The sequence below is a fragment of the Aerosakkonema funiforme FACHB-1375 genome, assembly GCF_014696265.1.
In the GTDB taxonomy this organism is placed as follows: domain Bacteria; phylum Cyanobacteriota; class Cyanobacteriia; order Cyanobacteriales; family Aerosakkonemataceae; genus Aerosakkonema; species Aerosakkonema funiforme_A.
Genome location: NZ_JACJPW010000180.1, coordinates 1 through 11,437, shown reverse-complemented (window position 1 = coordinate 11,437; position 11,437 = coordinate 1). Strand labels below are relative to the sequence as shown.

Here is an 11,437-nt window from a genome sequence, read left to right as displayed (position 1 = left end):
CTCCCCCACTCCCCCGCTCCCCCGCTCTCCCGCTCCTCCACTATCTGCTGCAACATTTCCAGAATTTTAGCAACCTGATTTTCTAATCCTGAAATTCTGCGATCGAATTCCTGCAATTGCTTCTCCCAAGCAGAATCCCGATTGCCAAATCTTTTCTTCCTCACTCTAACTTTTAAATTTTCAATCCTAACTCTTCGCGCCATTGTTCCAAATCTCCATACCGAACTCAATACTTTTTAATTTCCAATCCTCCGACGGAACTAGAACTGGTTGCTTTCACTTTCAGTAAGTTCTGCGAATCGATTTCAAAAGTAACTTTCACACGTTCTTCCCCTCGCGGTTTCGGCGGTATTCCAGTTAAGAAAAATTCACCGATACAGTTGATCTCATCAGTACCCACAAATTCTACCCACTTATCGGACTGATAGACAGAAATGCGTAATTCAGTCATATCATCTCGCGAAGTAGTAAATTCTTTACTAACTGCTAAAGACTCGTTAGGTGAAATTTTGAGACCTTTTTCTATTAAACAGCTAAACTTACCTCCTTGCGTGGCAATACCCAAGAAATGCGTCACAATATTTTGGATTCCCAGGATGGGAGGTTTGACAAACTCATCCCTACTTATGTCTGCATCTGATTCCACGTTCAAAGTGGCAGCAAAAATGGCAGCACCACGCGCTACAACCGTATCCGGATCGGTATCCGCATAGGGTTGTTTGCCAAACATTTCGGTAAGCATTTCTTGCACCAGCGGTACTTTAGTAGAACCGCCCACTAAAATGATGCGATCGATATCTTCTATAGTTAGTTTGGCACTAGCCAACGCTGTTTCTACGGCGTCTTTGGAAAGCAGAATTAATTCCCGAATAGCGTCATTAAATTCGCTGCGGGTAATTTCGATATCCAGGTTGTAGACATTGCCGGATTCATCTTTGATTAAGTTAGGAATGCCAATTTGTGCAGTTTGAGATTCCGTAAGTTCCCACTTAGCAGTTTCAGCCACATCTTTGAGTTTTTGTTGTGCTGACCGCAAAGCTTTAACGGAGATTCCCTGGTCTTTTTGCAAATCGAAAATATCGATATTTGATATTTCTTTGAACTTGGAGGCAGCAATTGCCATAATTTGTCGATCGAAGTCATCTCCACCCAGTTTAGATACGCCTTCTTTTGCTAAAATTTTAAACTCAGCTTGATTATTTTTGGTTGAGTCTACCTGGAGAATGGAAACATCGAAAGTGCCGCCTCCCAAATCGTAAACTAAAATAGTTTGGTCGCGTTCTTTTTCCAAGGCATAAGCGATAGCAGCAGCTACCGGTTCCTCTAATAAATAGACCACTTCCAAATTAGCCAACTTACTCGCTTCTAGAGTTGCTGTTTTCTGGGCGTCATCAAAATTGGCGGGAATACAAATCACCGCCGCACGGGGAGTACCCAGCAAATCTACCGTACCTGCTTGTTGGGCACTATTAACTAATTTTGATAAAATTTCCGCAGTAATATCGATAGGGGTGTAAACTTTTCCCGGTAAAGCTTTAAACTCTTTTGTCCAATTTCCTCCCATTTCGCGCTTAATGGAGGCAACCGTATTTTCCGGGTCGATAATTAACCGATTGCGTGCCGCTTTTCCCACTAATATTTCCCCATCTGCACGCACGCTAAAAACTGATGGCAGGGTTTTATTGCCGTCAATCGGAATTATCTCAGTTTGTCCTTTGATAAAAACTGCGATCGCAGAGTTAGACGTACCCAGGTCGATTCCGAAAATATAGGGACTGTGTTTGGGAATTATGCTCATTTTTTAATTTTGGAAATGGGTAAATTATTTACTGTTAATTTGCGCCATCTTTGTCTGCGCTTCGCCACTTTTGATTAAAGCTTCTACCGCATTCAAGTCTACAAGACCTTTATTTTCTCTGGCGTTTTCTATAATAGATGCGCTTTGCGATCCAGGTGGCAATTGCACCGCCGTGAAGTGGATGATACCATCAGCATCTAGGTCGAAAATAGCGGCAACAGGCACAATTTCCGACTGCGGCGGAGATACTGGTAAGGAAAGTATGCCTAGATAATCGTTGTAGTTGGGGTCGGTATTTTCGCCGCGAAAAACGGGTATGTCAATTTCGTTTTGTAGTGGGCGATTTGTGTAGCCGATAATACCGCGCTTGCAAGGATAGGTGGTTTGTCGGGGAACGATCGGCTTGAAAACTAACTCTTCCTTGTAGTTGAGCATGGAAATGCCCAGAGAATGAGCGGTGACATCTAGCACATCGAGGGAAACTTCATCGGGTAAGGAAAGATTAGCGGCGGCGATCGCAGCACCGTGGGCCACTACTTCATCTACGCGATCGCTTGTGTAAGGTTCTTTGATTTCCCTGGCGACAATTTCCCTCACGGCGCGGTTTTTGGTGGAACCGCCGACGAGAATAACGCGATCGATATCTTCCGGTTGCAAACGCGCATCTTGCAAAACTGATTTCATACAATTGACTGTGCGTTGCAATAGCGGTGCGATTAAATTGTTGTATTCAGAAATAGAAAGTTCCAATTCCAACGCATGACCCAAACAATCAGGAATTGCGATCGTAGCAGAATCACTTACAGAAAGTTCGATTTTAGCAGTTTCAGCAGCATCTTTGAGACGTTGCCGCGCGATAATTCCCAAGCGACTATTATCGCTTTGCAAGTCAATTCCCGTTTGAATTTTAAACTGTTCGCTAGCCCAATTTATAATAGTTCGATCGAAATCATCGCCGCCCAAATTAGTATTTCCACCTACACCTTTGACCTCGAAACGATTGCCTTGCACGCGCAAAATTGACACATCAAAAGTGCCGCCGCCCAGGTCGTAAACCATAATAGTTTGGTCTTTACCTTTATCTAAACCGTAGGCGATCGCAGCTGCGGTAGGTTCGGGAATGAGGCGCAATACGTTCAATCCCGCCTGTTCGCCAGCGCGTCTCGTATCTTCTCTTTGCGCGTCGGTAAAATAAGCAGGAACCGTAATCACAGCGTCGCGGATTTCTTCACCCAAGGCTATGCGCGTACTTTCCACAATTCGCTTCAGTACCATACTGCCAATATCGACAGGAGATAAAGATTTGCCAGCGACATTGTAGAATTTGTGGCGATTTCCCATGAAACGCTTTGCCGAAGCGACGGTGTTCGCAGGGTCTAGCAATAACCTTGATTTTGCGGCACTCCCCACCAATATGCTGCCATCTTCTCGCACAGAAACTACAGAAGGCATGGTAGAACGACCGTCAATTGCAATAGTTTGTACCACTCCTCGGCGAAAGACAGATACGACAGAATTTGTCGTTCCCAAGTCGATACCAACAGCGTATGTCATTGTTCTTGCCTGTTTAAAAAGGGGCTACGAAAGTCACTCATTCAAAAGTCAAAAGTCAAAAGTCAAAAGTCAAAAGTCAAAATAAAGAAAGAGCGCTTGGACTAGGGGCTAGGTAAAATAAAAGAGTCAAAAGTGGTAATCAAAACTTATTTCATCGTAGGGTGGGTTAGGCACGGGCGATAATTTCTGAACTTTCGATCGATAATTAAGTTCCCGTGCCGTAACCCACCATCCCAGCTATCTGTAACATACGCAAACATTTTCCACCATCAACCCGAAAGATTCATCACGATTTCTAAGTGTTACCAGGTAAAATACCTGTAACAGAATAAATAATACCAGAAAGTCGGTAAGCAATTAACAATTAACAATTAACCATTAACCAATAAAAACGAAACGTGGGCGCTAACGATGCGCCACCCTTCTTCAGTTTTCATCCAGGTTTGACTTTGGCGTCCGATGCGATCGCTTGTTGGCGGTCGCTTAAACTCTGTATTTACTGTGGCGAAATCTCGTCCGTAAGTTGTGACAATTGTATTCAGCAACACTCTTTCTAAATTAGCGGGCGATCGGTTACTGCGAAAATTGGCGATCGCATCATAACCGTACAGATTTTCTGTCACCCCATAGCGGACAACTTCAGGACTTTTCCAAAACAGTTCGTCAAGAACAGCAACGTCATTGCTAATCAAGGCTTTTTCGTAACGCTGAAATGCTGCTGTCACCTCAGCTACCACATCGGGAATGTTGATATCCATGTAAGATAGGGGCTAGGGGCTAGGGGCTAGGGGCTAGGGGCTAGGGGCTAGGGGGAAGAGAGTATTTGGAGGTTGGGTTTCACTATAGCGAAACCCAACTGATGAAAGTGGTTTTTCATTCAGGAAAAAGGCGATATGTCGGTGTTGGCAAATCCGTTGAATTGTCCTCTTTCTCGATTTGTTCCTCAAACTTTTCGATTAAGCGATCGCACTTTTCCAGCAAAGCTTTCTCCTCTTCGGGAGTAAATCCTTCTTCCACAGCTGTGGGAATTGGATTTTTCCGATCTTCCTCATCATCCGAGCGCGACTTATCTGTGTTGTCATTTTCCAGAATCATGATAAATTTCCTCATTTCAATAGTTTAGGGCTAGAAACCGGGTTTCTGGCAAATTCCAGCCTCGACCTAGATATTTCCTTAATAAACCCGGTTTCTCAGTTTACCCAGGTATGACATTAAAAGAAATACAAACCCGATCGCTATCGCCGCTAAACGGAATTGTCGAATGCCAGAAATAGGAGGGAAAAAGAACCAGCAACCCTTCTTCTGGTTTGACAGTATATTTTTCTATTTTTGATTGTTCTTCTACCTTGGGAAACAGATTTTCAAAGCTCAAATTGCCTTCACCATGATTATTTTGTTTGACAGCATCCGGAATTTGAATGTAATAAACGCCGCTCACAAAACTTTCCGGGTGAATATGGGAATTCTGAAATCCTTCGGGTTCAAGAACCACAGCCCAACCGCTCAATTTCCATTGCGATGGAAGTTGAGAAAAATAACCATTTTTGGCATTGGTGGCGAATTTGCTTAAATAATCGCGAATATGGCTATTTACCATTTCCCGTAATGCTACCATAACTGGCGTGCGATCGGTAAATATTTCGTAAGTTTGCCGACCTTTGTTTATCGGTTTCCCCATCCGATCTTTCAGTAAAGTAGGGTGATTGTAGATGTAGTTTTTCAAGTCTGCATTGTAAGCACTTAAATCCTCCCATCCAGACAATCGATCGAATTGGTATTTCGACACCAATCCGGAGTAATCAAAAATTGATAAAGCTTCATCCGCTTTGTCTCGTTCTTGCAGCGCTAAACCGAGATGAGCGTAAGCTTTAACATTTTTAGGATCGATTTTTCTGGCTCGATCGAATTGTGCGATCGCTCCATCTACATCGCCAGTTTCCCGCAATCCAATCCCCAAATTAACGTAAGCTTCCGCCGAATTTGCGTTGATTTTGAGAATATTTTGATAAACTTTTATTGCTTCATCCCATTGAGATTGCTTAGCAAAAACTTCCCCCAATCCCGCCATTGCTTTGAGAGATTTCGGTTCTTGTTTTAGCGCCCTATTATAACATTCTACCGCTTCTTCATTTTGTTCTTGTTGATTCAAAATAAAACCGAGGTTAATTTGAGTATCGGGATTCTTAGGCTCTAACTTGGCAACTTCCCGATAACAAGCAAGCGCCACATCAACCCTACCTTGTTCGTAGAAAACGGCACCAATATTAGAAAGAGCTTCTGTAGAGTAAGGATTCATTTCCAAAGCTTTTTGATAAGCCGATTGTGCCGATTTCAGATCGCCTTTCCGATAAAATGCCATCCCCAAAGATGTGAGCGCTTCAAAGAAATTTGGCACCACCGATAGACCTTTTTGATAAGATGCGATCGCTTCATCTAACAAACCAATTCCCAAGAATAAATGCCCCATCGCCACGTGAGCGCGTGGATGTTGCGGATTCAAAGTCACCGCATTTCCCAAAGCTTCGATCGCTTCCAGCACCATCCCTTTTTCTGTAAACGCTACACCCAAATTAAAGTGACTTTCTGCATATTTTGGATTGATTTCTCTAGCGTTTTGATAACATTGAATAGCCTCATCAATCCGCCTTGTTGTTCTGTATATATTCCCCAAATTATTTAAATATCCAACATTGTTCGGTTCCGCATTTACAGCAGCAGAAATGAGACCGATCGCCCCTTTTTCATCACCTCTTTGCGACTTGATCAAACCCAAACCATTCAATGCTTTGGGATTTTTTGGTTCCGACTGAAGTATTTGTTCGTAAATAGTTTGTGCTTGCGCCAACTGTCCACTTTTGTGCAAAGACAGTGCATAAGATAAAGCATCTGATGGTAAATTATTGTAGCCGCCAAAAATACTTTGAATGTTTTTATCTTTATTTTTGGCAGCTTTCCGTCTTTGTTCTCTATTCATGAATTTTTATCCTCGCTCTAGTCGAAATTGAAATTTATTTCTTTGGTTTGTCATTTTTCAGTTGTCATTAATTATTGTTCATTTTCCTTAACTAATGACAACTGACAACTAACTAATTAAGAATAACCGCTTTTTTCTGACAATCCCATCACACTGCGATAATGAGCTTCAATTTCATCAAGCGTTTGAGACTGACGATTTGTCACCCACTGGCTGCGATCGAACAATTCCTTCCTTAAATTATCCACATCAATAGATGTCACTTGCCCATTCCCCACAATTTTTTTACCATTCACCCAAACACTATCAACTACCTGAGTGGGACGCCCCAAAATCAACAAACCAATCGGGTCTGTGCGCGGCAGCAACGACAAATTGGTAAGATCGTAAAGTACAAAATCAGCTTTTTTCCCCACAGTCAGCGAACCGAGTTCATCCGCGACATTTAATCCCTTAGCACCGCCGAAAGATGCCATTTCTACAGATTGACGCGGCGTTATCCAATGCTGATAATCTAAATCAGTGACGTTGTGGAGGAGAGAACCAATTTTAATAGCTTCCAGTAAATCTTGCGAATCATTACTGGCAGAACCATCGCAACCAAAAGAAACATTTACTCCCGCTTGTCGATATTTCAAAATAGGCGCGATCCCGCTACCCAAGCGCAGATTGCTGAGGGGATTGTGTACAACAGTAGATTGAGTTTCTGCTAAAATAGCGATATCCTCATCGGTTAAATGAACGCAGTGCGCTAAAGAAGTCCGCTCACTGAGATAACCGAGCCTTTTCAAATGTTCGACAGCACTACAACCGTATTTTTCTTGCGCCAGCAATACTTGAGCTTTCGTTTCCAGCAAGTGAGAATGGCGGCAAAGATTGTAGCGCTCGCTCAATTCTACACACCCAGTAAACAAAGCATCCGAACACAGTTGAATGCCCGTTGGCGCAACCAAAATATACACCCCTTCCGACGGGTTGTGAAATTTATTTACAGCATCTTGTATTAATGCTAAAGTTGCGCCAGTCGAGCGAATATAAGCATCGTGTTCCTGTTCGGTACCGCCAGAGGGAACGCCAGCCGTGAGAGATTCATCTTGAATCAGAGGCGCGATAAAAGCGCGGATACCAACTTCTTTGTAAGCGCGAACCGCAGTTGCAATAGTTTCGATTTCTTTCCCAGGAATCAAAACCAAGTGATCGACAACGCTTGTCCCTCCAGACAGTAAAGTTTCTACTGCCGTACCCAAAGCCGTCAAGTAAATTTGCTCGATTTCCAGGGGTACAAAGTCGTACAGTTCCGCCAACCACAATTCCAGCGGAACGGGACGAATTGCTCCCCGCTGCCACATTTCCGAGGAGTGGGTGTGGGCGTTGACAAAACCTGGGAGTAGCAGTTTGTTTTGACAATCTACAACAGTACCGATCGCCTCTAGATTGGGCGCAATCGCCGTAATGCGATCGTCCACCACTTGCACATCAACGGTAGAGTAACCGCGATCGACGGGAACCAAAGCTTTCTGGAGAGTAAAAGTCACGCAATTTACCTTGAAATTAAGAATTTAGAAAATTTTACGAGTTTTGGCGCTAAAAAGTAGTATTCAACATATAAGTGTAATTCGATTTTGAGCTACAACAAACCTGTAACTCAAAACTCAAAACTCAAAACTATTATGATACCTCTGCGTACCTTGGGCTTACCCCCAAATGCTTGGGCAGTTGATGCCCAAATAGCCGATATCACCCGCCCACCCCTAGAACCGCAGCCTATTACCCTGGCGACAGAAACCAAAACGCTGCGCCTGGATTTGGCAAAAGCCGCCATATTGGTAATTGATATGCAGAATGATTTCTGTCATCCCAATGGCTGGTTAGCGCATATAGGCGTAGACGTGACACCCGCACGCACTCCCATCAATCCCCTCAAAACTCTCCTACCAGAATTGCGAAATGTCAAAGTTCCCGTAATTTGGCTTAACTGGGGAAACCGCCCCGACTTAATCAATATCAGTGCCGGACTGCGCCACGTTTACAATCCTACCGGTGATGGTGTCGGTTTGGGCGATCCTCTACCAGCCAACGGTGCTAAAGTTCTGATCGCAGGCAGTTGGGCAGCTGCTGTTGTCGATGAATTACAACAAAAACCAGAAGATATCCGTGTTGATAAATACAGAATGAGCGGTTTTTGGGATACACCATTGGATAGTCTCCTGCGGAATCTGGGAAAAAGTACTTTATTTTTTGGGGGAGTGAATGCAGATCAATGCGTAATGGCGACGCTGCAAGACGCTAATTTCCTCGGTTATGATTGCATTTTAGTAAAAGATTGCACTGCCACTACTTCACCGGAGTATTGCTGGCAAGCCACTCTTTATAACGTCAAACAATGTTTTGGTTTCGTCACCGATTCTCAAGCTATCTTAAAAGCAATTAGTAATTAATTGGATGTCAGTTGTCATTGATTAATGACTGACAACTGACAACTGACAACTGACCGATAACAAAGGACGGATAAAAAATGAATAATCGCTGCATGATTCCGATCGCTAAATCTCCCAGAGACTATCAAGCGTATCGCATCAGCCCCCACGATACCAACCGGTTAGCGATCGTCTTCGAGCCGGCAAGTGCTGATGTATCGTTAACTTTGTGCGTAGAAATTTTTGATGTCGGCGGTAAAACTCCCCCCAATCGACATAATCTAGCTGTAGAAATGTTTTTTATCCTCAAAGGAGAAGGTAGAGCAAGCTGCGATGGCAAAACAGTCCCCATTCGCGCCGGCGACAGCATATTAGTACCGCCAACCGCAACTCACGTAATTGAAAATACAGGTTCGGAACGTTTGTACGCCCTTTGTTTTATGGTTCCCAACGAAGACTTTGTAGAATTGATTCGCAGCGGCACACCCGTGGAATTAGATGAAGACGATTTAAGAGTTCTCGGTCGTGCAGATGCGCTAGTTCCCTGCTGAAAAGAAGGCTATCCCGTATTTATGGGGATAATAAGATCTTATTTAACTCTAGGGTGATGAGTCATTGGTCATGCGTTATCCCTTATGGTATTTTTGCTACTTGAGCGAGTATTTGGTGGACATTGCCCACCCTACTGACCAATACCCAATGCCCAATGCCCAATGACCAAAGAAACAGTTTCGATGTTAACCAGAGATGGGGTGCGTCTTTTTGCCGACATTTACCGACCCGATAGCAAAGGTACTTATCCGGTATTGCTGATGCGTCAACCTTATGGTAAAGCGATCGCATCTACAGTTGTCTACGCTCACCCCTCTTGGTACGCATCCCAAGGTTACATCGTCGTCATTCAAGATGTGCGCGGACGCGGTACATCAGAAGGCGACTTTAAACTGTTTGCCCGCGAAATAGAAGACGGTTTCGATACTGTTAATTGGGCAGCCCAACTACCCGGTAGCAGTGGCGCAGTCGGGATGTATGGCTTTTCCTACCAAGGCATGACTCAACTCTATGCCGCCACCGCAAAGCCACCCGCCTTAAAAACTATTTGCCCCGCTATGATTGGCTACGATTTATATACCGATTGGGCTTATGAAGGCGGAGCGTTTCGTTGGCAAGATAACTTGAGTTGGGCAATTCAGCTAGCAGCAGAAACCGCTCGTTTGCACAAAGATGAAAAAGCTTATCAAGCTCTTTACACCGCTTATCGTAACTTACCTTTGTCCGACTTAATTCCCGCCCATCCGGAAATATTGAAAACTCTCGCACCCGACTCTTTTTATCATGATTGGTTAAATCATCCCAAACCGGATAAATATTGGCAAACACTTTCGCCAAAAACCTATTTTCAAAACGTAGATATGCCTATGCTGCATATTGGGGGATGGTTCGATACTTACTTGCGCGGTACGCTGCATTTATATAAAGAAATGGCATCCCGCAGCGCTTTTCCTCAGTATTTGTTAATTGGCCCTTGGGGGCATCTACCTTGGGGGCGCAAAGTTGGTGCAATAGACTACGGTGCGGCTGCTGTCAATCCGATCGATCTTTTGCAAATTCGCTGGTTTGACCAATTCCTCAAAGGCAAAGATACGGGATTATTGAAAGAATTACCCGTCTGTCTATTTGAAATGGGCAGTAACTTGTGGCAATCTTTTAAAAAATGGCCGACAAATCATCGTAAACCTTTCTTTTTGTCAAGTAACGGTTTAGCCAATTTGCGGGATGACGCCGGCAAATTAGTGAGAAAAGAGCAAGCAGCAAACAATCCAAAATCCCAAGATGTATTCGTACACGATCCTTGGCGACCGGTTCCCGCTTTGGGAGGTCATGCTAGCAATCCGCCCGGTGCTTTCGATCGCACTGCGATCGACTGTCGCACAGATGTTGTAACTTACACATCGCCACCGTTAACAGAAGATTTGCACATAGCTGGAGACGTAGCGGTAGAAGTCTACTGTACAGTAGATAAACCTAGTTTTGATTTATGTGCCGTACTTTCCGAAGTGCAAACTAATGGCAGCGTCTATAATTTTACCCAAGGATACGTGCGAGTCGAAGCGGATCGAAAAACAGCACCGTTGACAATTTCCCTTCAGCCAACCTGTATGAGAATTGCCAGACGCAATCAATTGCGCCTCAGTTTGAGTGCAGCTTGTTTTCCCGCTTATCCCGTCAACCCCGGAACTGGTGACTTACCTGCCGAAACTCGTTTAATTGACGCTCAAATTATTACCGTGACAGTACAAAGTGGCGGGAATTTTCCTTCGCAAATTTTACTGCCCATTCAAACTCCGTCCGTTTAGTTAAATGCGCCGAAAGTTGACCCGCAACCCATCCTTGGGATGCAGCATCGGCACCGCATCCAAGGTGAGATTTTGTTCGGGCAACAATTCCCAGGTATAGTTACGCAGCAGGTGCGCCGCTACAATTTTCATTTCCATTTGGGCAAAAGCGATGCCCAGACAAATACGCGGCCCACCGCCAAACCCTATTAAGCTAAACTCTTGTTTTTTATGCTCGGCGCGTTCTGGGCTAAGTAGTCGGACAAAAGTAATCGACACTGTATGAACTTTTGTTAAGGCACTTGCAGGAGTGCGATCGCTACCCACGGATAGTACAAATGTATTGTAAAAATTGACA

General features: G+C 44.1%; 11 protein-coding genes. 3 read left to right on the top strand and 8 right to left on the bottom strand.

The window, feature by feature from the left end:
- From H6G03_RS35565 to H6G03_RS35535, 7 genes are all read right to left on the bottom strand, one after another.
- Positions 1 to 203 (bottom strand): hypothetical protein (locus tag H6G03_RS35565; protein WP_190475373.1); only part of this gene is annotated, 203 nt, incomplete at its 3' end.
- Between the two features lie 23 nt (positions 204 to 226).
- Entirely contained in the window at positions 227 to 1,798 is a 1,572-nt protein-coding gene (locus H6G03_RS35560; RefSeq protein WP_190475371.1) for an Hsp70 family protein, read from the bottom strand.
- A gap of 24 nt (positions 1,799 to 1,822) precedes the next feature.
- Positions 1,823 to 3,352 (bottom strand): Hsp70 family protein, encoded by a 1,530-nt coding sequence (locus H6G03_RS35555; RefSeq protein ID WP_190475369.1) that lies wholly within the window; start codon positions 3,350 to 3,352, stop codon positions 1,823 to 1,825.
- 371 nt (positions 3,353 to 3,723) lie between these two features.
- Positions 3,724 to 4,110, bottom strand: a complete 387-nt coding sequence (hpxZ, locus tag H6G03_RS35550; protein ID WP_190475367.1) for an oxalurate catabolism protein HpxZ — start codon at positions 4,108 to 4,110, stop codon at positions 3,724 to 3,726.
- Between the two features lie 115 nt (positions 4,111 to 4,225).
- Positions 4,226 to 4,447 (bottom strand): hypothetical protein, encoded by a 222-nt coding sequence (locus H6G03_RS35545; RefSeq protein WP_206756671.1) that lies wholly within the window; start codon positions 4,445 to 4,447, stop codon positions 4,226 to 4,228.
- A gap of 100 nt (positions 4,448 to 4,547) precedes the next feature.
- A complete protein-coding gene (locus H6G03_RS35540; RefSeq protein ID WP_190475363.1) occupies positions 4,548 to 6,326 on the bottom strand; it encodes a tetratricopeptide repeat protein in 1,779 nt (592 codons plus the stop codon).
- Positions 6,327 to 6,442: 116 nt separating this feature from the next.
- Positions 6,443 to 7,861 (bottom strand): amidohydrolase, encoded by a 1,419-nt coding sequence (locus H6G03_RS35535; protein ID WP_190475361.1) that lies wholly within the window; start codon positions 7,859 to 7,861, stop codon positions 6,443 to 6,445.
- Positions 7,862 to 7,996: 135 nt separating this feature from the next.
- Here H6G03_RS35535 and H6G03_RS35530 point away from each other — a divergent pair, with 135 nt between their 5' ends.
- The 3 genes from H6G03_RS35530 to H6G03_RS35520 all read left to right on the top strand — a co-directional run bounded on the left by H6G03_RS35530 (position 7,997) and on the right by H6G03_RS35520 (position 11,100).
- Positions 7,997 to 8,764 (top strand): cysteine hydrolase family protein, encoded by a 768-nt coding sequence (locus H6G03_RS35530; protein WP_190475377.1) that lies wholly within the window; start codon positions 7,997 to 7,999, stop codon positions 8,762 to 8,764.
- A 77-nt stretch (positions 8,765 to 8,841) separates the two neighbouring features.
- Positions 8,842 to 9,294, top strand: coding sequence for a cupin domain-containing protein (locus H6G03_RS35525; RefSeq protein WP_190475360.1), 453 nt, complete (start codon positions 8,842 to 8,844; stop codon positions 9,292 to 9,294).
- Positions 9,295 to 9,456: 162 nt separating this feature from the next.
- Positions 9,457 to 11,100: a CocE/NonD family hydrolase gene (locus H6G03_RS35520; RefSeq protein ID WP_242057013.1), complete on the top strand. Its 1,644-nt coding sequence runs from the start codon at positions 9,457 to 9,459 to the stop codon at positions 11,098 to 11,100.
- On the opposite strand, the gene H6G03_RS35515 is transcribed toward H6G03_RS35520, so the two are convergent.
- A partial coding sequence (locus H6G03_RS35515; RefSeq protein WP_190475359.1) for a cytochrome P450 occupies positions 11,101 to 11,437 on the bottom strand: 337 nt, incomplete at its 5' end.